The sequence below is a fragment of the Histidinibacterium aquaticum genome, from assembly GCF_008710275.1.
Lineage (GTDB): Bacteria > Pseudomonadota > Alphaproteobacteria > Rhodobacterales > Rhodobacteraceae > Oceanicola > Oceanicola aquaticus.
In genome coordinates this window covers 402,414-424,953 of the sequence record NZ_VYQE01000002.1, presented here as the reverse complement: position 1 = coordinate 424,953, position 22,540 = coordinate 402,414, and the positions used below count along the sequence as shown (strand labels likewise).

The following is a 22,540-nucleotide window of genomic DNA, read 5'->3' as shown; positions in this document are numbered from 1 at the left end:
TCAGAGCCCGTAGATGCTGCCGAACTTGGCTTCCAGGTAATCTAGCAGCGGCCCCTCGGAGGGCTCCGCGCCGCAGGCGGCGGCGATGGTGTCGCGCGGCTCGCGCAGGCCGCCGTGGCGCTGCAGGTTCTCGCGCAGCCAGTCGGTCGCCGGGGCCGTCTCGCCCTCGGCCAGCCGCGCGTCGAGGTCCGGCACGTCGCGGCGCAGCGCCTCGTTGAGGCAGCCCGCGTAGACGTTGCCCAAGGTGTAGGTCGGGAAGTAGCCGAAGAGGCCGACCGACCAGTGCACGTCCTGCAGGACGCCGTTCGAGGGGCGGTCGACGGGGTAGCCGAAGTCGGCGAGGAACCGGGCGTTCCAGGCCTCTTCGAGGTCGTTCACCTCGAGCTCGCGCGAGATCAGGCGGCGCTCGATGTCGGTACGCAGGAGGATGTGCAGGTTGTACTGCACCTCGTCTGCCTCGGTGCGGATGTAGCCCTTCTGAACCCGGTTCACGGCGACGTAGAAGGCCTCGGGGTCGACGAGGCCGAGCTCGCCGTAGGCGTCCCGCATCTCGCGGAAGAGGTAATCGGTGAAGGCGCGGCTGCGTCCGAGCTGGTTCTCGTAGATGCGGCTCTGGCTCTCGTGCACGCCCATGGAGACGCCCTGCCCCAGCGGCGTGAGCAGGTAGGCCGGATCGACGTTCTGCTCGTAGCTGGCGTGGCCGACCTCGTGGATCGTGGAGTAGATGCAGTTGAACGGGTCAGTGGGCGCGGTGCGCGTGGTGATGCGCACGTCGAGCCCCGAGCCCGAGGAGAAGGGGTGGACGGCCTTGTCCACGCGGCCCCGCTTCATGTCGTAGCCGAAGACCTGCGCGATCTTGCGGCTGAGCCGCATCTGCACGCCCTCGTCGAAGGTGCCGCTGACGCCCTGCGGCTCGGGCTTTGCCAGCACCGCCTCGCGCAGCGCGACCAGCCGGGGACGGAGCGCGCCGAAGAGCTCGTCGAGCGCGGCGCCGGTCATGCCGGGTTCGTAGTCCTGCAGCATGGCGTCGTAGACGTCGCCCTCGGCGGCAAGCGCGGCGCCCTCCTCGCGCTTGAGCGCGACGACCTGCTCGAGGATCGGCAGGAAGTGGGCCACATCGTCTTTGGCGCGCGCCTCGGCCCAGACGCGCTGCGCCTTGGAGGTCACGCGCGCGATCTCGGCCGAGAGCCGGGCGGGGACCCTGGTCGCCCGCTCGTGATCGCGGCGGATGTGGCGGAGCTGGGCGCGGCCGGTGTCGTCGAGAGAGGTCTCCTCGATCGCCGCGAGCCAGTCGCCGACGCGGGGATCGACGCGGCGGGCGTGCAGCACGCCCTCCATCGCCGCCATCTCCTCGGCCCGCTGGTCGGCCGCGCCGCGGGGCATCACCGTCTCCTGGTCCCAGCCGAGCCGGCCCGCGACCTGCTCCAGCGCCGCCGTTTCGCGCTGGTACGCCATGAGCTGCTCGAATGGGGTCATGCGGAGGGTCCTCTCACGGATTGCGGCAGGGGATAGCGGGCGAGGAAGCGCCCGCGCAGGATCAGCACCCAGAGCACGACGGCCCCGATCTGGTGCAGGATCGCGATGTGCCAAGGGGCGGAATAGAGGACGGTCACGATGCCCAGCAGGATCTGGACCGCCATCATCGCCAGCATCGCGTTGAAGGCGAAGCGGGTCCGGAGGTTGGGCGAGCGCCGGGCGCGGAGCCAGACCACCACCCCGAGGATGGCGAGGATGTAGCCGGTCATCCGGTGCACGAACTGCACGAGGCCCGCGTCCTCGAAGAAGTTGCGCCAGACCGGGGTGAGCTGGAACGGATCCGGCGGGAAGAATCCGCCGCCCATGGAAGGCCATGTCGGGAAGGCGCGGCCCGCGTCGATGCCCGCGACCAGAGCGCCGATCAGGATCTGCAAAAAGGCCAGGTGCAGCAGCCCGGTCGCCCCGCCCCAGAGCTTGCGCTCGGAACTGCGGCGGGCCTGCAGCAGATCGGATTCGCGCCGCGCGAGGCGGAAGGTGTACCAGGCGATGAGCCCGAGGATCGCGAAGGCGAGGCCAAGATGCGTGGCGAGCCGGTAGGAGGCGACGTCGAGCATCCCCTCCTCGAGCCCCGAGGACACCATCCACCAGCCGATCGCCCCCTGCAGCCCGCCGAGCGCGCCGAGGAAGAGCAGCCGCCCGGTCCAGCCGCGCGGGATCTTCTTGGTGGCGAGGAAATAGACGAAGCCCACCGCCCACACGAGGCCGATGACCCGGCCCAGTTGCCGGTGGCCCCATTCCCACCAGTAGATTGCCTTGAACTCGCCGAGGCTCATGCCGGCGTTCTGCTCGCGGTATTCCGGGATCTGCTGGTAGGCCTCGAACTCCGACTGCCAGTCGGCCTCGTTGAGCGGCGGGATCGCCCCGGTGACGGGGGCCCACTCGGTGATCGACAGACCGCTGTCGGTGAGCCGCGTCATGCCGCCCACCGCGATCATCAGGGCCACGAGGGCGAAGAGCACCATGAGCCAGACCCGGATCGCCCCGCGAGCGCCCTGCCCCGCCCGGTCGATGGCGCCGGTCTCGGCCGCCTTCTGCCGCTCGCCGGTCTGAACTTCCTCGAAGATCGCGCGTCTTTTCTCGGCCATTCCGCTATCCTTCGTCCTTCGGGCGCTAGCTATGCCGGGCGCGTCACCCGGGCAAGCCGCGCGTCAGCCCCGGTCCTTCCAGCGCACCATTTGCCGCATCACCCCGTGGAGCATCTGCACGTCCGCCCTCGTGAGGGGCAGCCGCGCCAGGAGCGAGCGCAGGTTCTGGCGCATCCCCTCGGCCTTGGTCTCGGGGTAGAAGAAACCGGCCTCGTCCAGCCGCTCTTCCCAGTGCGCGCCGAGGGCGTCGATTTCCTGCCGCTCGGCCAGCTCGGTGCGCTGGCCCTCGAGCCGCGTCTCGGGCGCCTCCTCGGTCGCGCGGCGCCACTCGTAGCCCATGAGAAGCACGCATTGCGCGAGGTTGAGCGAGGGAAACTCGGGGTTCACGGGCACCGTCACGATAGTGGTGGCACGCGCGATGTCGGCGTTCTCCATGCCCGCGCGTTCGGGTCCGAACATGACGGCGACGCGCTCTCCGGCCGCGATCCGCGCGGCGGCGTCGCGCATGGCGGCCTCGGGCGTCATGACGGGCTTGGTCAGCTCGCGGGGCCGCGCGGTGGTGGCGTAGACATGGGTGCAGTCGGCGATGGCGGCATCGAGATCGTCGTAATGCTGCGCCTCGTCCAGCACGCGGCCCGCGCCCGAGGCCATGGCGACCGCCTTGGGGTTCGGCCAGCCGTCGCGCGGCGCGACGACGCGCATCCGGTCCAGCCCGAAGTTCCACATGGCGCGCGCGGCCGCCCCGATGTTCTCGCCCATCTGCGGGCGGATCAGCACGGTCACGGGAATGTCGCTGCGCATGGAATGGGCTCATCGGCTGGGGCGGCGGTGTGATACGCTGGCCCTGCCGGGGACACAAGGAGAGCGCTCATGGCCTACGACGAGGGCCTCGCGGACATGCTGCGCGAGGATCTAGGCGATCGGGCGGGGATCACCGAGCGGCGGATGTTCGGCGGGCTCTGCTTCATGCTGGAGGGTCACATGCTCTGCGGCGTAATGGCCGACCACGGGATGTACCGCGTCGGAAAACCCCGCGAGGACGAGCCGCTGACGCTGGAGGGCGTGATCCCCATGGCGCGCACGGGCCGGCCCATGGGCGGGATCGTCGAGGTCGCGCCCGAGGCCATGGCCGACGACGGTCTCAGGCTGCGGCTGCTTGACCTCGCCCTGGCCAATGTCCAAAGCCTTCCGGCCAAGTAGCCAACCCGCGATTTCCCTGCTAGGGCGGCAAGGTTACGCGCCATAGCCGAGACGAGACCCCGATGACGGACGACACCCCCGAGCAGCCGCAGATCTACCTCGTCACCCCGCCGGAGTTCGAGCTTTCGACCTTCCCCGACCGGCTCGCCGCCTGCCTCGACGCCGAGGAGGTCGCCTGCGTCCGGCTGGCGCTGGCGACCCACGACGAGGACCGGCTCTCCCGCGCCGCGGATGCGCTGCGCGAAGTCACCCACGCCCGCGATGTCGCGCTCGTGATCGAACGCCATGCACTCCTGGCGGAGCGGCTGGGGCTCGACGGGGTGCACCTGACGGACGGGGCGCGGTCGGTGCGGGCCATGCGCAAGGAGCTCGGAGACGACGCCATCATCGGCGCCTTCTGCGGCACCTCGCGCCACGACGGCATGACCGCGGCGGAAGCGGGCGCCGACTACGTGAGCTTCGGCCCCGTGGGCGTGACCGCGTTGGGCGACGGGACGCGCGCGGAACGGGACATCTTCGAGTGGTGGTCGGACATGATCGAGGTGCCGGTCGTGGCCGAGGGCGCGCTGGACGAGGAAACGGTCAGAAGCCTCTGGCCCGTCACGGATTTCTTTGGCATCGGCGAGGAGATCTGGACGCAGGACGATGCCGCGGCGGCGCTGACCGCTCTGCTTGCGGCAAAACCTTAGGTCTGCGGCGCAAGCCCTTCTCCGGGCTCGAGGATTTCCACCTCATCCCCCTCGCGGACAGCGGTGTAGAAGCAATTCCGCCGGCCCGTGTGGCAGGCGGCACCGGCCTGGCGCACCAGCAGAAGCAGGCAGTCCCGGTCGCAGTCCACGCGCATCTCGACGAGGTCCTGGACGTGGCCCGAGGTGTCGCCCTTCCGCCAGAAGCTCGCCCGGGACCGCGACCAATAGACCACACGCCCTTCCTCGAGCGTCATGCGGATCGAGTCGGCGTTCATCCAGGCCATCATGAGGACCTCGCCGGTCTCGGCCTCCTGGGCGATGGCGGGGATCAGTCCGGCGTCGTTGTAGCGCAGGGTCTCTGGGTCGAAGGCCATCGTTTCGTCCTTTGATCGGGCGGCTGTTGCGCCTATCTACGGGGTCACTGCCACGGGAGGCAACGCCATGTCCTCGGACGCCGATCTGATCAAGCTCTACTCCGGCCGCATTCTCGCACTGGCCGCCGAGATGCCGCGCACGGAGCGGCTGGCCTCTCCCACGGGCACAGCGCGCAAACGCTCGCCGCTCTGCGGCTCGACAGTGACGGTGGACGTTGTCGTCGAGGACGGAAAGATCACCGACTACGGCCAGGACGTGAAAGCCTGCGCGCTGGGCCAGGCCAGCGCGTCGGTCGTCGGCGCGAACGTGGTGGGGCTCACCGAGGACGAGGTGCGCCGGGGCCGCGACGAGTTGCTGGCGATGCTCAAAGAGGACGGCCCCGTCCCCTCTCCGCCCTTCGAGGGGCTGGAGGTTCTGGAGCCTGCGCGCGACTACAAGAATCGCCACGCCTCGATCATGCTGGCGCTCGAGGCGACGCTGGCGGCGATGGAAGAGGCGAAGGTCGCCCAGACCGGCTGACCCCCCGCCGTTCCCGACCATCCCGAAAAAGAAAACCGCCGCACATGCCCGGGATGGCACGGCGGCGGCAGGCAGAGGCCGTCTCGTGTTGGGGTCCGGAGGGCCGATCGGGAGAGGCAGGTCCCGGTCAGGCCTTGGACAGGCAGATCAGGCCGGACAGGCGCGTCCCTGTGTGGGCAGGGGGAAGCGCGGGGCCCTCCGGCACGAGAGGCTCGGGCAGATCAGGTCAATCCGGGCAGGGAGAGACCGACGAGCAGCATCACCGCGATGGAAAGAGCGCCAATGGCGTCCCCGAGGATCGTTTCCTTCGACCGTTGAATGGCGGTCCTGATGTCCTGGGTCATGGCGTCCTCCGGCTGGCGTTCCGTCCGTTGCCCTTTTGTTCTCATATCGCCCCGCTTCTGTAAAGAACTTTTTGAGAACATCGGAGAACAAAGGGGGTCAGCCGACCGAGATCAGCCGGATCGCGCGGTCCTGCCCCATGAGCCAGAGGAGGTGCCGCGCCGCCCGTCCCCGCGGGCTCTCGAGCGGCGGATCGTCGTTGAGCAGCTTTCGCGCATCGCTCTGCGCGGTCTCCATGAGGGCCGCCTGGCGTTCGAGATCCGCGATGCGGAAGCGCGGCAGGCCGGACTGCGCGGTGCCGATGAGATCGCCCGCGCCGCGCATGGCGAGATCCTCTTCGGCGATGCGAAAGCCGTCCTCCGTCTCGCGCAGGATCTCGAGCCGCCGCCTGCCGCCCTCGGTCAGCGGAGGGGCGTACATGAGCAGGCAGGTCGATTGCGCCTCGCCCCGGCCGACGCGTCCGCGCAACTGGTGAAGCTGGGCGAGCCCGAAGCTGTCGGCGCCCTCGATCACCATGATCGAGGCATTGGGCACGTTCACCCCGACCTCGATCACCGTGGTCGCCACCAGGACGCCGGTCTCGCCGGCGACGAAGCGCGCCATGGCGGCGTCCTTGTCGGCGGGCGGCATCTGGCCGTGGACGAGGCCCACGGCCCCCTCTCCCAGAGCCGCGCGCAGGGTCTTGAAACGTGCCTCGGCGGCAGTGAGATCGGAGCTCTCGCTCTCGTCGACGAGCGGGCAGACCCAGTAGGCCTGCCGCCCCTCGGTCATGGCCTTTCGCAGGCGGTCCACCACCTCGTCCATCCGTCCGGCGGAAACGAGCGCCGTGGTGACCGGCTTGCGCCCCGGCGGCTTCTCGTCGAGCACCGAGACGTCCATGTCGCCGTACTGCGCCAGGCTGAGCGAGCGGGGAATCGGCGTGGCGGTCATGACCAGCACGTCGGTCTTCGCGCCCTTGGCGCCCAGCTCCATCCGTTGGGAGACGCCGAAGCGGTGCTGCTCGTCCACGATGGCGAGGCGGAGATCGTGGAACACGACGTCCTTCTGGAAAACGGCATGAGTGCCCACGAGCACCTGGATCTCGCCCGAGGCCAGCGCCGCGAGCTTGCGCGCCCGCGTCTCGCCCTTGTCGCGGCCGGTGAGCAGCTCCAGCCGGACGCCCGCGTCGGCGGCGAGGGGTTCCAGCCCCTCGAGGTGCTGGCGCGCGAGGATCTCGGTGGGGGCCATCATCACGCCCTGCCCGCCCGCCTCGACCGCGACCAGCAGCGCCATGAAGGCGACCAGCGTCTTGCCCGCGCCCACGTCGCCCTGCAGCAGGCGGTTCATGCGCTTGGGCGAGGCCATGTCGGCGGTGATCTCGCCGATGGCGCGACTCTGCGCGCCGGTGGGGTCGTAGGGCAGCGCGGCGAGGACCTTTTGCTGCAGCGCGCCCGTCCCGACGGTGGACCGTCCCGGCCCCATCTTCAGCGAGGAGCGGGCGAGGGCGAGAGTCAGCTGGTGGGCGAAGAGCTCGTCGTAGGCGAGGCGCTCTCGCGCCGGGTCGGCCGGAGAGAGATTGGCGCCGCCCGTGGGGGCATGGACCGCCTCGACCGCGGCATGCCAGGCGGGCCAGCCGCGCGCGCCCTGGAGGCCCGGGTCGATCCACTCCGCCAGTTCCGGCGCGAGGCGGACGGCCGACTGCGCCGCGCGCATCATGACTCTCTGGGTGATGCCGCCGTGCAGCGGGTAGACCGGCTCGAAGGCCGGCAGGTCCGCCGCCTCCTCCGGCGCGAGGATATGGTCGGGGTGCACCATCTGGGCGACGCCGTCGAAGAGCTCGACCTTGCCGGAGACGACGCGGCGCTGGCCGGTCGGCAGCTGGCGGCGCATCCAGTCGCCCTTGGCGTGAAAGAAGACGAGCTGGAACTCCGTCCGCCCGTCCGAGACGGTGACCCGGTAGGGGCGCCCGCGCGAGGGCGCGGGATGATGCCGCCCGATCTCGACCTCCAGCGTCGCGGTCTCGGGCGGCGTGACCTCGTGAAGCCCCGCCCGCCTGCGGCGGTCGATGCCCGAATAGGGCAGCGTCATCAGCACGTCGCGCGGCGTCTCGATGCCCGAGTCCGCGAGGGTCTTCGCGGTCTTGGGACCGATCCCATCGAGCGTCTCGAGGCCGCCGAAGAGCGGCCAGAGCGGCTCCGGCCGCCCGCTCATCCGCCCTGCCCGGCCAGCGCGATCCAGGCGTCCTCGTCGATCGTCTCGATCCCCAGCTCGGCGGCCTTCTTGGCCTTGGACCCCGCGCCGGGCCCGGCGATGACGAGATCCGTCTTGGCCGAGACGCTGCCCGAGACCTTGGCCCCCAGCGCCTCCGCCCGGGCCTTGGCCTCCTGCCGGGTCATCTTTTCCAGCGTGCCGGTGAAGACGAGCGTCTTGCCCGCGACGGGGCTGTCGCTCACCGGTTGCTCGGCCTCCTCGACCTCGAGCAGCGCGACGAGGCGGTCGATGGACTCGCGCTCTTCCTTCTGGGTCATCGTGGTGACCAGCGACTGCGCGAGGGTCGCGCCGAGGCCCTCGATACCCACGATCTCGTCCCAGGCGGCGCGCGCCTCTTCGGGGAGCGGAGGATCGGCCCAGACGCGGTCGCGTGTCTCCGAGGCGCGGGCCCGGCGGCCCTCCTCCGCGGCCTGCTTGCGTTCGGCAAGGACGGCCTGCTCCGCCTCCTGGTAGCGCAGCGCTGCCGGTCCGGCGGCATCGACGGTGCGCACCAGCGCCTCCCAGGTGCCGAAGTGCCGGGCGAGATCGCCCGCGGCCACCTCGCCGACGTGCCGGATACCCAGGGCGAAAATCAGCCGCCTCAGGGGGATGGTTCGCCGCTCCTCGATGGAGGCGAAGAGGTTCTCGGCGCTCTTCTCGCCGTAGCCCTCGCGGTTCTTCAGCTTCGAGACGGTCTTCGCGTCGCGCTCGGCCAGGGTGAAGATATCGGCGGGCTCGCGGATCGGCAGGGTCTCGTCGTGCCAGAACATCTCGATCTGGCGCGCGCCGAGCCCCTCGATGTCGAAGGCCTGGCGGGAGACGAAGTGCTTGAGCTTCTCCACCGCCTGCGCCGGGCAGATCAGCCCGCCGGAGCAGCGACGCACGGCGTCGCCCTCCTCGCGGATCGCCTCCGAGCCGCATTCGGGGCAGGTGGTCGGAAAGGCGTAGGGTTTCGCGTCTTTCGGACGGCGATCCAGGTCGATGTCGGCGACCTTCGGGATCACGTCTCCGGCCCGATAGACCTGCACCCAGTCGCCCTCGCGGATATCCTTGCCACCCCGGATCGGACTCCCGGAGGCATCGCGCCCGGCGATATAGTCCTCGTTGTGAAGCGTCGCATTCGAGACGACGACCCCGCCCACGGTGACCGGAGTGAGACGCGCCACGGGGCTGAGCGCTCCGGTGCGGCCGACCTGGATCTCGATCCGTTCGAGCTGCGTCCAGGCCAGTTCGGCCGGAAACTTGTGGGCGATGGCCCACCGGGGCGTGGTGGAGCGGAAGCCCAACCGGTCCTGCAGAGCGAGGTCGTCGACCTTGTAGACCACTCCGTCGATGTCATAGCCGAGCGTCGCGCGCTCCGCCTCGATCTTCGCGTAGTGGTCGAGAAGGCCCTCCACGTCCTCGCACCGCTCCGACAGCGGATTGACCTCGAAGTCCCACTCCTGGAATCGCGCCATGGCCTCCGTCTGGCTGGCGAAGGGACGCTCCGACAGCTCCCCCCAGGAATATGCGAAGAAGCGCAGCGGCCTGGTCGCGGTGACCGAGGGGTCGAGCTGGCGGAGCGACCCGGCGGCGGCGTTGCGCGGGTTGGCGAAGGTCTTTCCCCCGGCCTCCGCCTGGCGGGCGTTGAGGTCCTCGAAGTCGGCGTGACTCATGTAGACCTCGCCGCGGACCTCGAGGACCTCCGGCGCGCCGGCGACCCGGCGGGGGATGTCGTCGATGGTCAGGGCGTTGCGGGTCACGTTCTCGCCCGTCTCGCCGTCGCCGCGCGTGGCGGCATGCACGAGTTCTCCCGCTTCGTAGCGCAGGGAGAGCGAGAGGCCGTCGATCTTGGGCTCCGCGGTATAGGCCAGCGTATCGCTGTCCTTGAGGCCCAGGTACTTGCGGATGGAGCGGTCGAACTCCCGCAGGTCCTCGGGCTCGAAGGCGTTGGCGAGCGACATCATCCGCACGGCGTGGGTGATCTTGCCGAAACCCTCGGCCGGGGCGGCGCCCACCTGCTCGGAGGGGCTGTCCTCCCGCTTCAGGTCGGGAAAACGCTCCTCGATGTCGAGATTCCGGCGCTTCAGCCGATCGTACTCGGCGTCGCTGATCTCTGGCGCATCCTCGACGTGGTAGGCGCGGTTCGCCTGCGAGAGCGCATCGGCGAGGCGGGCGAGCTCCTCCTGCGCTTCCTGCTTCGTCAGATCCTCGACCGGCCGATCCGCGCCCATGCCGCCTCCACACCTGGCTTCGCCGGCAGTGCTATCCCCCGCGCCGCGACCCGTCCAGATGCAGCGGACCGTCGGAGCCGAGGTCCGATCCCCAAACGAGACGCCGGGTGCGTGGCATCTCCATGACCTCGCCCCGTCTCTTCACCCCTACGACCGGGTTTCCGTCCCTGTCCTCGGCCGAGCGGGCGACCTCTCGCCAGTCTGAATCGCGGGCGGTTCGCCGATCTCGATTTTCCGATGGCCAACTCGCAGGCCAAAGCCGCACGGGAGGGGAGCTGGCGGTCAGGCCCCGATCGCGACCCGTTCCGGGTCGAGGCTGCGCGGCTCGGGGTCACGCAGGACATAGCCCCGCCCCCAGACCGTTTCGATGTGGTTTTCCCCGCCATTGGCTTCGCTCAGTTTCTTCCGAAGCTTGCAGATGAAAACATCGATGATCTTCAGTTCCGGCTCGTCCATTCCCCCGTAGAGATGGTTGAGAAACATCTCTTTCGTCAGCGTCGTCCCCTTCCTCAGGCTCAGGAGTTCGAACATCTGGTATTCCTTGCCTGTGAGATGGACCGGCTTGCCATCCACCTCGACCGTCTTCGCGTCCAGGTTGACCACGATCCGCCCGGTCCGGATGACCGATTGGGCGTGGCCTTTCGACCTCCGGATGATCGCATGAATCCGGGCGACGAGTTCTTCCCGGTGAAACGGTTTCGTCAGGTAGTCGTCCGCACCGAATCCGAAACTCTTCAGCTTGCTCTCGGTCGCCTCCTCGCCGGTCAGAACCAGGATCGGCGTGTCGATCCGGCCGAGCCGCAGCTGGCGCAGCACGTCGAGGCCGTTCATGTCGGGCAGATTGAGGTCGAGGACGATCAGGTCGTAGTCGTAGAGCTTCGCAAGGTCGATGCCTTCCTCGCCCAGGTCGGTCGCGTAGACATTCAGGTTCGCGTGGGTCAGCATCAGTTCGATGCTCTTCGAGGTCGTCGGATCGTCTTCCACCAGAAGCACGCGCATCAGGAGTCTCCGTCTTATCGGTTCCTTGAATGAGTCCTAGACCGAAAAGGTTAATCCCGCGTTACCGACCTAACGGAAATCAGAAGCTCTATTTAGAGTTGTCGATACTTCTGCAACGCCGTCGTCCGAAGTGCCGCTTCGCCGAAACTCTTTACCGCGCGTTCCCATTCCGCGAATTCCTCGTCCGAAAGCCCGTACATGGTGAGCGCGCTTTCCCTGGCGAGCAACCCGTGATTGACCGCCTTCACGACGGCGGCCTTTCGCGAGGCCACCCAGCGCACCGTTCCCTGGGGGGGCAGATCCGCCCGCGTCATCACCGTGCCGTCCGGCAGCCTGACCGATCTCGGCCCATCGATTTTCCGGAGATACATGCCTCATGTCTCCCGCCTGCAATGACCGCCATCCTGCCGCCCGTGGCTTAAGCGCGTGTGAAGGCCGGGGGTTGAGAATGCCTCGGATTTTCCTATATTCCGCGCTCTCCTCATCCAGCGGAGCGCCCATGCCCCTCGATCCGGCCCTCAACTCGCTCGGCTTCGCCAAGTCCCCGGCCGAGACCCGCGTCGTCGTCGCCATGTCCGGCGGCGTGGACAGTTCCGTCGTGGCGGCGGAGCTCGCCTCGGAAGGCTACGACGTGGTCGGGGTCACGCTGCAGCTCTACGATCACGGCGCAGCGCTGGCCAAGAAAGGCGCCTGCTGCGCCGGGCGCGACATCCACGATGCCCGCCGCGTGGCCGAGGCCATGGGCTTTCCGCATTACGTGCTCGATTACGAGAATGTCTTCCGCGACGCGGTCATGGACGAGTTCGCCGACAGCTACCTCGCCGGCGCGACGCCGGTCCCCTGCATTCGCTGCAACGAACGGGTCAAGTTCAAGGACCTGCTCGAGACCGCCAAGGATCTCGAGGCCGACTGCATGGCGACGGGCCACTACATCCAGCGCAAGATGGGCGATCTGGGCCCCGAGTTGCACTCGGCCGCCGACACGAACCGCGACCAGTCCTACTTCCTGTTCTCGACCACCCCCGAGCAGCTCGATTACCTGCGCTTCCCGCTGGGCCACCTCGAGAGCAAGGCCGCCACGCGCGAACTCGCCGCGAAGCACGGCCTGACCGTCGCCGACAAGCCCGACAGCCAGGACATCTGCTTCGTGCCGAACGGCAACTACGCCTCGGTCATCGAGAAGCTGCGCCCCGGCGCGGCGGAGCCCGGCGAGATCGTCCACGCCGACGGCCGCGTGCTGGGCGAGCACCGGGGCGTGATCCACTACACCATCGGCCAGCGCCGGGGCCTCGGCATCGGCGGCCTCGACGAGCCGCTCTACGTGGTGAAGCTCGACGTGGACGCGCACCGGGTCGTGGTCGGCCCGAAGGAGATGCTCGCCACCCGCACCGTCCCCGTGCGCGAGGTCAACTGGCTGGGCGACGGTCCCTTCGACGCGACGGCCGAGCGTCGCATTGCGGTCAAGGTCCGCTCCACCCGTCCGCCGACCGAGGCCGTCCTGCGCCCGCTCTCGGCCACCGAGGCCGAGGTCGAACTGCTCTCACCGGAAGAAGGCGTCTCGCCGGGACAGGCCTGCGTCTTCTACGATCCCGAAAGCACCCGCGTGCTCGGCGGCGGCTGGATCTGGCGCGGCCACTAGCCGCCGCGCCCCTCTCTTCATCTGGCTGAAAATACCGCGGGGGGAGGCGCCGCAGGCGCCGGGGGGCAGAGCCCCCCTTCCCCGGTTCAGGACAGCTGCGCCGCCACCCAGTCGGAGAGCCGCGTCGTCGGTCGCCCGATCAGCCGCGACAGGTCCCCGCTGTCGTCGTGAAGCACGCCCCTGGCGATTTCGGCATCCATACCGGCGATCATCCCGGCCATGCCTTCGGGCATGCCGCTCTGCTGCAGCAGTCCGGCGTACTCCTCCACGCTCATGTCGCGGTAGGGGATCTCGCGCTGGGTCTGGCGGGTGAGCTCGGCGGCGAGGTCGTCCATGGTCCAGCTCTCGTCGCCCGCCAGCTCGAAGACCTGCCCCTCTGTCTCGGGCCGCGTCAGGGCGGCGACGGCGGCCGCGGCGAAGTCGTCCCGCGTGGCGGAGCTTATCCGGCCCCTGCCTGCGGCACCGAAGACGGCACCGTGCTCCATCGCGGTGCTCACGGCCGGGGCATAGTTCTCCGTGTACCAGCCGTTTCGCAGAAGAGTGTGGGCGAGACCCGACTCCGCCAGGGCCGCCTCAGTCTCCCGGTGTTCCGGCGCAAGCGCGAGCGTCGAGGTCGGTGCGTGCAGCACGCTGGTATAGACGACACGGCCCACGCCGGCCTCCTTCGCGGCCTCGATAACCGCACGGTGCTGCCGGCTGCGTTCGCCGAGCTCGCTGCCGGAAATCAGCAGCAAAGTCTCGACACCCTCCAGGGCCGGCGCGAGCGTTCCGGAGCTGTCGTAGTCGAAGGCGCGGACCTCCACGCCCAGGTCCGCGCCCTTGGCGGGGTCTCGCGCCAGCGCGACGATGGGGGTGTCTGTGGCCCCCTTTAGCCCGGCGATCACGCGGCGTCCGAGATGGCCGGTCGATCCGGTCACGGCAATGGACATGGCGGCACTCCTTGCTTGAACTCTCGCCCGCCACCTAGGGCCCCGCCGCGCGGCTTGAAGCCCCGTGCGGCGTTCGCCCGCGCACAGTCGCGGTGGCCGCCGCGCGCTGTCGCCGCAAAGCCGCGCCGGGAGCCCGCCGCACCCGCGCCCTCTGGCGCAGGGCCCGCGCCATGGGTATCGCTCTGCCTCATGATCTACGCCTCCCCATCCGACTGGCGCGCGGCGCCGGAAAAACGCGTGCTCTTCTTCGGCATGTCGGGCCTCGGCAAGACCCGGCTCGCGGCCCTGCTGCGCGGGACGGGGGAGTGGTTCCACTACTCGATCGATTACCGCATCGGCACCCGCTACATGGGCGAATTCATCGCCGACAACGCCAAGCGCGAGGCGATGAAGGTGCCGCTCCTGCGGGAACTCCTGATGACGGATTCGATCTACATCGGCTCCAACATCACCTTCGAGAACCTCGCTCCGCTCTCCACCTACCTCGGCAAGCCCGGCGACCCGGCGCGGGGCGGCCTGCCCTTCGCGGCTTACCGCAAGCGCCAGGATCAGCACCGCGAGGCCGAGATCAGCGCGCTGCTCGATACCGGGCATTTCATCGAGCGGGCGCAGGAGCTCTACGGCTATCCGCATTTCGTCTGCGACTCGGGCGGCTCGATCTGCGAGGTGGTCGACCCCACCGACTCCGGGGACCCGGTGCTCAGCCACCTCTCCGAGCGACTGCTCATGGTGCATATCGAGGGGAGCGAGGATCACACCGAGACGCTCGTCCGCCGCTTCGACGCCGCGCCGAAGCCGATGTATTACCAGCCCGACTTCCTCGACGGGGCCTGGCGGACCTACCTCGCCGAGACCGGTCGGAGCGAGGAGGAGGTCGATCCCGACGCCTTCATCCGCTGGACCTACGCCCGCGCGCTCGCCCACCGCGCGCCGCTCTACGGCGCCATGGCCCGCTGGGGCGTCACCGTCCGGGCCAACGACGTGGCGCGCGTCGGATCGGCCAGCGAGGCGGTCGAGCTCATCGCCGAGGCCATCGCCCGCGCCTGACCCCGTCTTGTGCCCCCGGCGGACGCGTCCTAAGTCCGGTCCGGTTTCCACCCAGAGGTTCCCGCATGCCCATCAAACTGCCCGCCAGCCTGCCCGCCTACTCCGTCCTCGGCCGCGAGGGCGTCATGGTGATGGACGAGGCGCTGGCGGCGCGGCAGGACATCCGGCCGCTGCGCATCGCGCTGCTGAACCTCATGCCGAAGAAGATCCAGACCGAGACCCAGTTCGCCCGGCTGATCGGCGCGACGCCGCTGCAGATCGAGTTCAACCTGATCCGCATGACCGGCCACGAGACCCGCAATACCGCGGCGGAGCACATGGAGGCCTTCTACCGGCCCTTCGAGGAGGTCGCCACGAGCGGCGAGAAATTCGACGGCCTCGTCATCACCGGCGCGCCGATCGAGCACCTGCCCTTCGAGGAGGTCACCTACTGGGACGAGCTGCGGCAGGTCTTCGAGTGGAGCCAGACCAACGTGCATTCCACCTTCGGCGTCTGCTGGGGCGGGATGGCGATGATCCACCACTTCCACGGGGTGAAGAAGCACCTGCTGGACGCCAAGGCCTTCGGCTGCTTCCGGCACGAGAACTGTGCGCCCGAACATCCGCTGCTGCGCGGCTTCTCCGACGACATGGTGATGCCGGTCTCGCGCTGGACCGAGATGAAGCGCTCCGAGATCGAGGCGGCGGAGGGGCTGCGGGTGCTGATCGATTCCGCCGAGGCCGGCCCCTGCCTGGTCGAGGATCCGGGCCACCGGGCGCTCTACATCTTCAATCACCTCGAATACGACAGCGGCACGCTCAAGGAGGAGTACGACCGGGACGTGGAGAAGGGCGAGCCCATCGGCGTGCCCTGCAACTACTACCCCGAGGACGATCCCGCCCGGCCGCCGCAGAACCGCTGGCGCAGCCATGCCCACCTGCTCTACGGCAACTGGATCTCCGAGATCTACCTGACCACGCCCTTCGAGATGGAGCGCATCGGCCAGGACATGACCGACCTGCGCAAGTGAGAGGCGTCCAAATTTGGACGCTCCTACAGGCCATTGATATCGCTCCCAATTCCGGAGTCCCGCCAGTCGACGCAACGCGGTCAACGAGACGGCATCGAGGGATGGTCGGACCGGCGGGCGGACGGCGTCGCCGGGACCGCGGCCTCGGGGACAGAGGCCCCTGCCCTTCATCGTCTTCCCGTATCGCCGCCGGAGGCTCTGCGATCCGCCGTGCGCGCGGTCGCCCGCCGCATCCGCCGACGACCTGCCAAAGGGCACCAGGATCGAGCGAGCCGCCCCCGCGGGGCGGCTCTCCGCTGGATCACGTCCCGGTCGCCGCTCGATTTTTCCGTCGCGGCGCGGGTGTGCGCCGGGGCGAAAGCGCCTAGATGGGGTCGGTCATGCGCATCCTGATCCTTCTCCTCGTCGTCACCGCCCTCGTCATCGCGCTCGCCACGCTCTGGCGGGTGCGCGCCCGGACCGCCGCGGCGGAAGATGCCTATCCCCCGCAGGGCCAGGCCGTCGAGGTCGAGGGCCGCACCGTTCACGCGGTGGTCCGGGGCGACGGGCCGGATGTCGTGCTGATCCACGGCTCCAGCGGCAATACCCGCGACATGACCTTCCGCCTCGCGGAGCGCCTCACGGACCAGTACCGGGTCATCGTCTTCGACCGGCCGGGGCTCGGGTATACCGACAGGCTGGCGGGCGACGAAGGGATCGTGCCGCAGGCGGAGCTGCTCTCGCGGGCGGCACAGGCCCTGGGGGCCGAGCGCCCGCTGGTCCTCGGCCAGAGCTATGGCGGCGCGGTGGCGCTGGCCTGGGCGGTGCACTTCCCCGAGCGGCTTTCGGCGCTCGTCACCGTCTCGGCGGCGGCCATGCCCTGGGAGGGCGGCTTGCCGCTGCTCTACCGCATCAACTCCAGCGCGCTGGGCTCGGCGGTCGCGGTGCCGCTGATCTCGGCCTGGGTGCCGGAGTGGTACGTCGAGGACCAGGTGCGCAGCGTCTTCGCGCCCCAGGACATGCCGGAGGGCTACGGCGAGGCCATCGGCGCGCCGCTCACGCTCCGGCCCGAGAGCCTGCGGGCCAATGCCGCGCAGCGCGCCACGCTGAAGGACGAGCTGCGCGCGCTTTCGCAGCGCTACGGCGAGATCGAAGTGCCGGTGGAGGTCATACACGGAACCGCCGACAGCACCGTCCCGCTCGAGATCCATGCCGAACCCTTGGCCGAGCGCATCCCATCCGGACGGCTCACCCGGCTGGAGGGGATCGGACACCTGCCGCAGAACGTGGTGCCCGGCGAGGTCGCCGAGGCGGTGGACCGGGCCGCCGCGCGGGCCGGATTGCGCTGATGCCTGCGCCCCGCGATACTGCCGCGACGATGACGGACAGCCTCCTCGATACCCCGCTCGACGGCGCGATCTCGGCCTACCTTGCCGAGGAGGCGCCGGAGCACGTCCGGGCCGCCGTCCTCGACGCGCCGAAGAAGGCCATTCTCTCCGAGAGCTATCCCTACGACCGTCGCCTCTCCTCGGAAGACTACCACCGCGAGATGGATCCGCTGCAGGAGGAGCTGGTCCGCCTCCAGGCCGACGTGGCCGAGACCGGCAAGCGTGTGGTCGTGGTCTTCGAGGGGCGCGACGCCGCCGGCAAGGGCGGCACGATCAAGGCGATGACCGAGAACCTCAACCCGCGGGTGGCCCGCGTCGTGGCGCTGCCCAAGCCCTCGGACCGCGAGATCGGGCAATGGTACTTCCAGCGCTACGTCGAGCAGCTGCCGACGGCGGGCGAGTTCGTCCTCTTCGACCGCTCCTGGTACAACCGCGGCGTGGTCGAGCATGTGCTGGGCTTCTGCACCCCTGCGCAGCGGGAGCACTTCTTCCGGCAGCTGCCCGGCTTCGAGGCGATGCTCACCGACGACGGCATCCACCTCGTGAAGCTCTGGCTGAACGTCGGGCGGGAGGAGCAGCTGCGCCGCTTCCTCAAGCGCGAGACGGATCCGCTCAAGCAGTGGAAACTGAGCTGGATCGACGTCGAGGGACTGCGGAAGTGGGACGCCTATTCCGCCGCGATCGGCGAGACCCTGCATCGCAGCGACCTGCCCGCCACTCCCTGGACCGTGGTACGGTCCGACGACAAACGCCGGGCGCGGCTCCAGGCGATCCGGACCGTGCTGGGCGCGGTCGACTACTCGGGCAAGCGTCCGGGCCGCGTCGGCGAGATCGACACGGCGATCTGCGGGGGTCTCGACGTCTGGGATGCCTAAGCGCGGCTATCACCACGGCAACCTCCGGCAGGCGCTGGTGGATGCCTCGCTGACCCTGATCGAGGAGCGGGGCCCAACCGGCTTCACCTTGTCGGAGGCCGCCAAGCAGGCCGGGGTGACCCCGGCTGCGGTCTACCGGCATTTCGAGGGACGGGCGGATCTGATCGCCGAGGCCGCCCGGCAGGGCTACGAGATCTTCGCGGACCTCATGGATCACGCCTATGCCGGCGGACAGCCCTCGGCGCTGGCCTCATTCGAGGCCGTGGGCCGGGCCTACCTCGCCTTCGCCCGGAAGTTCCCGGGCCACTACGTGGCGATGTTCGAATCGGGCATATCGATCCAGCGCACCCCCGAGCTGCACGAGGTCGCGACGCGGGCGCTGGGTGTGCTGGAAAGGGCGGCGGAGGAACTGGCGGGTCACATCCCGCCCGAAAAGCGCCCGCCGCCGCAGATGGTCTCCGCCCATATCTGGGCGATGAGCCACGGGGTGGTCGAACTCTTCGCCCGGGGCTCGCCGGGGACGAAATCGCCGTTCCCGCCCGAGGATCTCCTCGAGACGGGAATCGGCATCTATCTCAGGGGCCTCGGCCTCGTTCCGCCGGACGCGTGAGGCTCAGCGCGGGCGGCGCGGGTCGGGCGCGCGCTCGACACGCACCGGGATCGGCCGCGGCGCGGGCGCAGGCAGGACGAGGGCGATGAGGCGGTCCAGAAGAGCGGTCATGGCGATCTCCGAAATACGGTGTGCCGCGGGCGGGCCTGCCCGCTTCGATGCCTCAACGCACCAGGGCGGAACGAGTTGCCTCGGCGCTCTGGAAGAGGCGCAACTCCGCCGCTAGAACGAGGGCGGGCAAGAACACGGGAGAGCAGGATGGACGGCACGCTCGCGGTCATTTTCGTCGTGATGGGCCTTACCGATATGGGGCTGACTTACTGTCCGACAAGCGGTTGCCTGGCCGAGGTGCCGGAAACCGGGCGTCTCGGCATCCAGGCCGGCGCGGTGTCCTACCAGGAAGAGCGCATCGGGCAGGAGATCGCCCTCGACTACGCCCTGCCCCGGAGCTACGGGCCGTTCCAGCCCGCCGTGGGGTTCTCGGTCTCCGACGAGTCCACCGCCTGGGCGGGCTTCGGCCTGCGGACCGACTACGACTTCGGCCGCGGGGTGACCATCGAGGGCTCGCTGATGCCGGGCTTCTACGCCCCCGGCGACGGGCCGGACATCGGCGGCAACCTGCAGTTCCGCTCCTCGCTCGGCGTCTCCTACGAGTTCCTCAACGAGGCGCGGGTCGGGGTCTACTACGACCACCGCTCGAATGCCGGGATACAGGACGACAACCCGGGCCTGGAAACCTACGGGCTCCGGGTCTCCTTCCCGCTGCGGTAAGAGACGGGTCCGAGCACGGTCCCGTCCCTGCGGCTTTCCTGAGCGGACCGCGTGCCGATCGACCACCGCCGCCCCGCACCGGGCGAAGACCTGCGGCGCGCCACAGCATTGCCCATTGCAAGTCGCCGCGTTGCGGTGAAACCTCGGACGGGACGAAGGAAACGGGGGCGGAATGGCTTCACTCGGACGGCTGGGAGACGACGCCAAGCGCGCGATAAAGCTCGTCTCCGTGCCCTTCGCCTATGCCGTGCTCCTGCTGGCGCTGCCGCTGGCGGCGGTCCTACTGTTCTCCTTCTGGACGCAGGACTTTCTCGACATCGACCGGACCTTCACGCTCCGCAACTACCAGGAGGCGCTGGGCGAGCCGATCTATCGCCAGCTGCTCGTGCGCTCGGTCCTCATCGCCGGGTCGGTGACGGTGGTCACGGTGATCCTCGCCTTCCCGATCGCCTATTTCGTGAGCTTCCACGTCGCGCCGAGCCGCAAGTCGCTCTGGCTCTTCCTCATCACGATCCCGTTCTGGACCAGCTACCTGATCCGGGTTTTCCTCTGGAAGGTGATCCTCGGCTACAACGGCGTGCTCAACACCTCGCTGCTAGGGCTGGGCTTCATCGACGAGCCACTGACCTTCATCCTCTATAACGCGAACGCGGTGGTCATCACGCTGGCCCATGCCTTCGCGCCCTTCGCGATTCTGCCGATCTTCGTGGCCTTGGAAAAGATCGACCACTCGCTGATCGAGGCCTCGCGCGACCTGGGTGAATCGCGGGTCACGACCTTTCTGCGGGTCACATTGCCGCTCGCGATGCCGGGTGTAGTGGCGGCCGCGCTCATCGTCTTCATCCCCACCATCGGCGACTACGTCACGCCTCGGCTGGTGGGCGGGCCGAACGGGCTGATGATCGCCAACATGATTCAGACCCAGTTCCTGCGCCTGAACAACGCGCCGCTGGGCGCCGCGCTCGCCATCGTGGCGATGCTCTGCGTCACGGTGATCGCGCTGCTCTTCATCTGGCTGAACCGCAAGTGGCTGAGGTCGCAATGAGTCTGCGCATCTACGCGATAGCCTACCTGATCTTCCTCTACGCGCCGATCGCGTTGCTGCCGATCTTCGCCTTCAACGACGGGACCATCATCGCCTTCCCGCTGCAGGGCTTCACGACCGAGTGGTTCGCGGCGCTGGCCACGACGCCGGCGCTGCACGAGGCCGTGCAGAACTCTCTGATCATCGCGGTGACCTCCGCCGTGCTGGCGACCTGCCTCGGCATGTGCGCCGCGCGGGCGGGAACGATGGAAGACTTCCCGGGCAAGCGCGGGGTGCTGGGATTCATCATGCTGCCTTTGGTGCTGCCGGAAATCATCGTCGCGGTCTCGTTGCTGGTGGTCGTGGTGCGGGTCTTCGGGCTGACGCTGGGCAACTGGACGATCATCCTCGCCCATACGCTGATCTGCGCACCCTTCTGTATCGCGGTGCTGAACGGCGCCTTCCAGAACCTCGACCGCTCGATGGAAGAGGCGGCGATGGACCTCGGCCAGTCGCGCTGGGGCGCCTTCCGGCTGGTGACGCTGCCGCTGGTGGCGCCGGGGATCATCTCCTCGCTGCTGATCTCTTTCACCATCAGCCTCGACGAGTTCATCATCGCCTTCTTCCTCAGCGGCAACTCGCCCACCATGCCCGTCTACATCTGGGGCCTGCTGCGCTTTCCCGAGCGGCTGCCGGTGGTCATGGCGCTCGGGACGATCCTCGTCGCGCTGTCGATCGTCCTGCTGACCGTCGCCGAGCTCATGCGGCGGCGCGGGCTGGCCCGGGCGGGCCTCAAGGATACCGGGGGATTCCTGTGACCGACCTGATCGCCCTCGAAGGGCTCAACAAGTACTACGGCGACTACCACGCGCTGCGGGACATCGACCTGACCATCCCGCAGGGGCAGTTCTTCTCGCTGCTGGGGCCCTCGGGCTGCGGCAAGACCACGCTGCTGCGCACCATCGCCGGGTTCGAGGCCCCCTCCTCCGGCGTGCTGCGGATCGACGGGCGCGACATGAAGGGCGTGGCGGCGAACCACCGGCCGACCAACATGGTCTTCCAGTCCTACGCCATCTTCCCGCATCTCTCCGTGGCCGAGAACGTGGCCTTCGGGCTGCGCAAGGATCCCCGCTCGAAGGAGGAGAAGGGCCGCGCCGTGGGCGAGGCGCTGGAGATGGTGGGCCTCGGGGGCTACGGCAACCGCCGCGCGCATGCGCTCTCGGGCGGGCAGCGGCAGCGGGTGGCTCTGGCCCGGGCGCTGATCCTCCAGCCCAAGGTGCTGCTGCTGGACGAGCCGCTCTCGGCGCTCGACAAGAAGATGCGCGAGCAGATGCAGGTGGAGCTGATCCGCCTGCAGCGGCAGGTGGGCATCACCTTCATCCTGGTCACCCACGACCAGGAGGAGGCGCTGGTCATGTCCGACCGGATCGCCGTGATGTTCGAGGGCGAGATCGGCCAGATGGACGACCCCGAGACGCTCTACCGCCGACCGAAGTCCCGGCGGGTGGCGGCCTTCATCGGACTGATGAACTTCCTCGACGCGCGCGTCGGGGGCGAGGTCTCCGAGCGCAAGACGGCCGCGCCCGAGCGGCCGACGGACGATCCGATGCTCACGCGCTTCCGTCGCCAGATCGGGCTGCTGCCGAAGGCGCCCAAGGCGCTGCCGGAATACGTCTCCGGCATCGAGGTCGAGGTGGCCGGACTGGGCCGGGCCGTTCTGCCGAAGGAGCGCGTGCCCGAGGCGCTGCGCCACACAGGCTGCACGGTCGGCATCCGGCCCGAGACGCTCGCCGTCCTCTTCGAGGGCGAGCAGACCACAAGCCGGACCGTCGACGGGGTCGTCGACGAGGTCGTCTACTACGGTGACATGACCTACTACGACGTCCGCATCGAGGGCGTCGAGAAGCCGCTGACGATTTCCATGAAGAACCTGATCGGCCGCCCGGTTCTCGAGGTGGGCGCGAAGACGCGCGTGGCCTGGGACGAACGCTCGCTGGTGCCGCTGGGGCACTGACCGGGCGTCAGTCGGACGGCGCGCCAATCAAGACGCGCCGCCCGCGGCGGAGGACCCATCGGGGGAT

Annotated in this window: 23 protein-coding genes; 13 read left to right on the top strand and 10 right to left on the bottom strand. The window is 69.1% G+C overall.

What is annotated here, in order from left to right; genetic code table 11:
- The 3 genes from F3S47_RS07490 to F3S47_RS07480 all read right to left on the bottom strand — a co-directional run bounded on the left by F3S47_RS07490 (window position 1) and on the right by F3S47_RS07480 (window position 3,422).
- A complete protein-coding gene (locus F3S47_RS07490) occupies window positions 1-1,476 on the bottom strand; it encodes a carboxypeptidase M32 (RefSeq protein ID WP_150444622.1) in 1,476 nt (491 codons plus the stop codon).
- Window positions 1,473-2,621: a heme A synthase gene (gene ctaA, locus F3S47_RS07485; RefSeq protein WP_150444621.1), complete on the bottom strand. Its 1,149-nt coding sequence runs from the start codon at window positions 2,619-2,621 to the stop codon at window positions 1,473-1,475. The genes F3S47_RS07490 and ctaA overlap by 4 nt, the downstream gene beginning before the upstream one ends.
- A gap of 63 nt (window positions 2,622-2,684) precedes the next feature.
- Window positions 2,685-3,422 (bottom strand): RNA methyltransferase, encoded by a 738-nt coding sequence (locus F3S47_RS07480; RefSeq protein ID WP_150444620.1) that lies wholly within the window; start codon window positions 3,420-3,422, stop codon window positions 2,685-2,687.
- A gap of 69 nt (window positions 3,423-3,491) precedes the next feature.
- On the opposite strand from F3S47_RS07480, the gene F3S47_RS07475 reads away from it, so the two are divergent.
- Complete coding sequence (locus F3S47_RS07475; protein ID WP_150444619.1) at window positions 3,492-3,821, top strand: TfoX/Sxy family protein; 330 nt, start codon at window positions 3,492-3,494, stop codon at window positions 3,819-3,821.
- A gap of 62 nt (window positions 3,822-3,883) precedes the next feature.
- Window positions 3,884-4,510: a thiamine phosphate synthase gene (locus tag F3S47_RS07470; RefSeq protein ID WP_150444618.1), complete on the top strand. Its 627-nt coding sequence runs from the start codon at window positions 3,884-3,886 to the stop codon at window positions 4,508-4,510.
- Here the strand turns inward: F3S47_RS07470 and hisI are convergent.
- Window positions 4,507-4,884: a phosphoribosyl-AMP cyclohydrolase gene (hisI, locus tag F3S47_RS07465; RefSeq protein WP_150444617.1), complete on the bottom strand. Its 378-nt coding sequence runs from the start codon at window positions 4,882-4,884 to the stop codon at window positions 4,507-4,509. The genes F3S47_RS07470 and hisI overlap by 4 nt on opposite strands.
- A 67-nt stretch (window positions 4,885-4,951) precedes the next feature.
- Here hisI and F3S47_RS07460 point away from each other — a divergent pair, with 67 nt between their 5' ends.
- Window positions 4,952-5,404: an iron-sulfur cluster assembly scaffold protein gene (locus tag F3S47_RS07460; RefSeq protein ID WP_150444616.1), complete on the top strand. Its 453-nt coding sequence runs from the start codon at window positions 4,952-4,954 to the stop codon at window positions 5,402-5,404.
- 221 nt (window positions 5,405-5,625) lie between these two features.
- On the opposite strand, the gene F3S47_RS19640 is transcribed toward F3S47_RS07460, so the two are convergent.
- The 5 genes from F3S47_RS19640 to sciP form a co-directional block, all read right to left on the bottom strand.
- Window positions 5,626-5,748 carry a hypothetical protein gene (locus tag F3S47_RS19640; protein WP_263405979.1) on the bottom strand — a complete coding sequence of 41 codons (123 nt, stop codon included), beginning with the start codon at window positions 5,746-5,748 and terminating at the stop codon, window positions 5,626-5,628.
- A gap of 97 nt (window positions 5,749-5,845) precedes the next feature.
- Entirely contained in the window at window positions 5,846-7,936 is a 2,091-nt protein-coding gene (gene recG, locus F3S47_RS07455; RefSeq protein ID WP_150444615.1) for an ATP-dependent DNA helicase RecG, read from the bottom strand.
- Window positions 7,933-10,188: an NAD-dependent DNA ligase LigA gene (ligA, locus tag F3S47_RS07450; protein WP_150444614.1), complete on the bottom strand. Its 2,256-nt coding sequence runs from the start codon at window positions 10,186-10,188 to the stop codon at window positions 7,933-7,935. Before ligA ends, recG begins: the two co-directional genes overlap by 4 nt.
- 282 nt (window positions 10,189-10,470) lie before the next feature.
- Entirely contained in the window at window positions 10,471-11,187 is a 717-nt protein-coding gene (gene ctrA / locus F3S47_RS07445) for a response regulator transcription factor CtrA (RefSeq protein WP_150444613.1), read from the bottom strand.
- 92 nt (window positions 11,188-11,279) lie between these two features.
- Complete coding sequence (gene sciP / locus F3S47_RS07440) at window positions 11,280-11,558, bottom strand: CtrA inhibitor SciP (protein WP_150444612.1); 279 nt, start codon at window positions 11,556-11,558, stop codon at window positions 11,280-11,282.
- 128 nt (window positions 11,559-11,686) lie between these two features.
- Between sciP and mnmA the strand changes: the two genes are divergently transcribed.
- Window positions 11,687-12,826: a tRNA 2-thiouridine(34) synthase MnmA gene (gene mnmA / locus F3S47_RS07435; protein ID WP_150444611.1), complete on the top strand. Its 1,140-nt coding sequence runs from the start codon at window positions 11,687-11,689 to the stop codon at window positions 12,824-12,826.
- A gap of 86 nt (window positions 12,827-12,912) precedes the next feature.
- On the opposite strand, the gene F3S47_RS07430 is transcribed toward mnmA, so the two are convergent.
- Entirely contained in the window at window positions 12,913-13,755 is an 843-nt protein-coding gene (locus tag F3S47_RS07430; protein ID WP_150444610.1) for an SDR family oxidoreductase, read from the bottom strand.
- 189 nt (window positions 13,756-13,944) lie between these two features.
- Here F3S47_RS07430 and F3S47_RS07425 point away from each other — a divergent pair, with 189 nt between their 5' ends.
- From F3S47_RS07425 to F3S47_RS19545, 9 genes are all read left to right on the top strand, one after another.
- Complete coding sequence (locus F3S47_RS07425; RefSeq protein WP_150444609.1) at window positions 13,945-14,802, top strand: ATPase; 858 nt, start codon at window positions 13,945-13,947, stop codon at window positions 14,800-14,802.
- Between the two features lie 65 nt (window positions 14,803-14,867).
- Window positions 14,868-15,812 (top strand): homoserine O-succinyltransferase, encoded by a 945-nt coding sequence (locus F3S47_RS07420; RefSeq protein WP_150444608.1) that lies wholly within the window; start codon window positions 14,868-14,870, stop codon window positions 15,810-15,812.
- 380 nt (window positions 15,813-16,192) lie between these two features.
- Window positions 16,193-17,140, top strand: a complete 948-nt coding sequence (locus tag F3S47_RS07415) for an alpha/beta fold hydrolase (protein WP_150444607.1) — start codon at window positions 16,193-16,195, stop codon at window positions 17,138-17,140.
- Entirely contained in the window at window positions 17,140-18,054 is a 915-nt protein-coding gene (gene ppk2 / locus F3S47_RS07410) for a polyphosphate kinase 2 (protein ID WP_223877753.1), read from the top strand. The genes F3S47_RS07415 and ppk2 overlap by 1 nt, the downstream gene beginning before the upstream one ends.
- The gene (locus F3S47_RS07405; RefSeq protein ID WP_150444606.1) at window positions 18,047-18,664 is read left to right on the top strand and encodes a TetR/AcrR family transcriptional regulator; all 618 of its coding nucleotides are present in this window, start codon (window positions 18,047-18,049) and stop codon (window positions 18,662-18,664) included. Before ppk2 ends, F3S47_RS07405 begins: the two co-directional genes overlap by 8 nt.
- Before the next feature lie 258 nt (window positions 18,665-18,922).
- Window positions 18,923-19,435, top strand: a complete 513-nt coding sequence (locus F3S47_RS07400) for an acyloxyacyl hydrolase (protein WP_150444605.1) — start codon at window positions 18,923-18,925, stop codon at window positions 19,433-19,435.
- Window positions 19,436-19,607: 172 nt separating this feature from the next.
- A complete protein-coding gene (locus F3S47_RS07395; protein ID WP_150444604.1) occupies window positions 19,608-20,480 on the top strand; it encodes an ABC transporter permease in 873 nt (290 codons plus the stop codon).
- Window positions 20,477-21,277: an ABC transporter permease gene (locus F3S47_RS07390; protein WP_150444603.1), complete on the top strand. Its 801-nt coding sequence runs from the start codon at window positions 20,477-20,479 to the stop codon at window positions 21,275-21,277. Before F3S47_RS07395 ends, F3S47_RS07390 begins: the two co-directional genes overlap by 4 nt.
- On the top strand, window positions 21,274-22,473 hold the full coding sequence (locus tag F3S47_RS19545; RefSeq protein ID WP_223877752.1) for an ABC transporter ATP-binding protein: 1,200 nt from the start codon (window positions 21,274-21,276) through the stop codon (window positions 22,471-22,473). The genes F3S47_RS07390 and F3S47_RS19545 overlap by 4 nt, the downstream gene beginning before the upstream one ends.
- Window positions 22,474-22,540 lie beyond the last annotated feature (67 nt).

What these genes read in the sequence shown, in the direction of transcription:
- F3S47_RS07490 (WP_150444622.1), bottom strand. Translation starts at nt 1,476, where the DNA reads ATGACCCCATTCGAGCAGCTCATGGCGTACCAGCGCGAAACGGCGGCG.
- ctaA (WP_150444621.1), bottom strand. Translation starts at nt 2,621, where the DNA reads ATGGCCGAGAAAAGACGCGCGATCTTCGAGGAAGTTCAGACCGGCGAG.
- F3S47_RS07480 (WP_150444620.1), bottom strand. Translation starts at nt 3,422, where the DNA reads ATGCGCAGCGACATTCCCGTGACCGTGCTGATCCGCCCGCAGATGGGC.
- F3S47_RS07475 (WP_150444619.1), top strand. Translation starts at nt 3,492, where the DNA reads ATGGCCTACGACGAGGGCCTCGCGGACATGCTGCGCGAGGATCTAGGC.
- F3S47_RS07470 (WP_150444618.1), top strand. Translation starts at nt 3,884, where the DNA reads ATGACGGACGACACCCCCGAGCAGCCGCAGATCTACCTCGTCACCCCG.
- hisI (WP_150444617.1), bottom strand. Translation starts at nt 4,884, where the DNA reads ATGGCCTTCGACCCAGAGACCCTGCGCTACAACGACGCCGGACTGATC.
- F3S47_RS07460 (WP_150444616.1), top strand. Translation starts at nt 4,952, where the DNA reads ATGTCCTCGGACGCCGATCTGATCAAGCTCTACTCCGGCCGCATTCTC.
- F3S47_RS19640 (WP_263405979.1), bottom strand. Translation starts at nt 5,748, where the DNA reads ATGACCCAGGACATCAGGACCGCCATTCAACGGTCGAAGGAAACGATC.
- recG (WP_150444615.1), bottom strand. Translation starts at nt 7,936, where the DNA reads ATGAGCGGGCGGCCGGAGCCGCTCTGGCCGCTCTTCGGCGGCCTCGAG.
- ligA (WP_150444614.1), bottom strand. Translation starts at nt 10,188, where the DNA reads ATGGGCGCGGATCGGCCGGTCGAGGATCTGACGAAGCAGGAAGCGCAG.
- ctrA (WP_150444613.1), bottom strand. Translation starts at nt 11,187, where the DNA reads ATGCGCGTGCTTCTGGTGGAAGACGATCCGACGACCTCGAAGAGCATC.
- sciP (WP_150444612.1), bottom strand. Translation starts at nt 11,558, where the DNA reads ATGTATCTCCGGAAAATCGATGGGCCGAGATCGGTCAGGCTGCCGGAC.
- mnmA (WP_150444611.1), top strand. Translation starts at nt 11,687, where the DNA reads ATGCCCCTCGATCCGGCCCTCAACTCGCTCGGCTTCGCCAAGTCCCCG.
- F3S47_RS07430 (WP_150444610.1), bottom strand. Translation starts at nt 13,755, where the DNA reads ATGTCCATTGCCGTGACCGGATCGACCGGCCATCTCGGACGCCGCGTG.
- F3S47_RS07425 (WP_150444609.1), top strand. Translation starts at nt 13,945, where the DNA reads ATGATCTACGCCTCCCCATCCGACTGGCGCGCGGCGCCGGAAAAACGC.
- F3S47_RS07420 (WP_150444608.1), top strand. Translation starts at nt 14,868, where the DNA reads ATGCCCATCAAACTGCCCGCCAGCCTGCCCGCCTACTCCGTCCTCGGC.
- F3S47_RS07415 (WP_150444607.1), top strand. Translation starts at nt 16,193, where the DNA reads ATGCGCATCCTGATCCTTCTCCTCGTCGTCACCGCCCTCGTCATCGCG.
- ppk2 (WP_223877753.1), top strand. Translation starts at nt 17,140, where the DNA reads ATGCCTGCGCCCCGCGATACTGCCGCGACGATGACGGACAGCCTCCTC.
- F3S47_RS07405 (WP_150444606.1), top strand. Translation starts at nt 18,047, where the DNA reads ATGCCTAAGCGCGGCTATCACCACGGCAACCTCCGGCAGGCGCTGGTG.
- F3S47_RS07400 (WP_150444605.1), top strand. Translation starts at nt 18,923, where the DNA reads ATGGACGGCACGCTCGCGGTCATTTTCGTCGTGATGGGCCTTACCGAT.
- F3S47_RS07395 (WP_150444604.1), top strand. Translation starts at nt 19,608, where the DNA reads ATGGCTTCACTCGGACGGCTGGGAGACGACGCCAAGCGCGCGATAAAG.
- F3S47_RS07390 (WP_150444603.1), top strand. Translation starts at nt 20,477, where the DNA reads ATGAGTCTGCGCATCTACGCGATAGCCTACCTGATCTTCCTCTACGCG.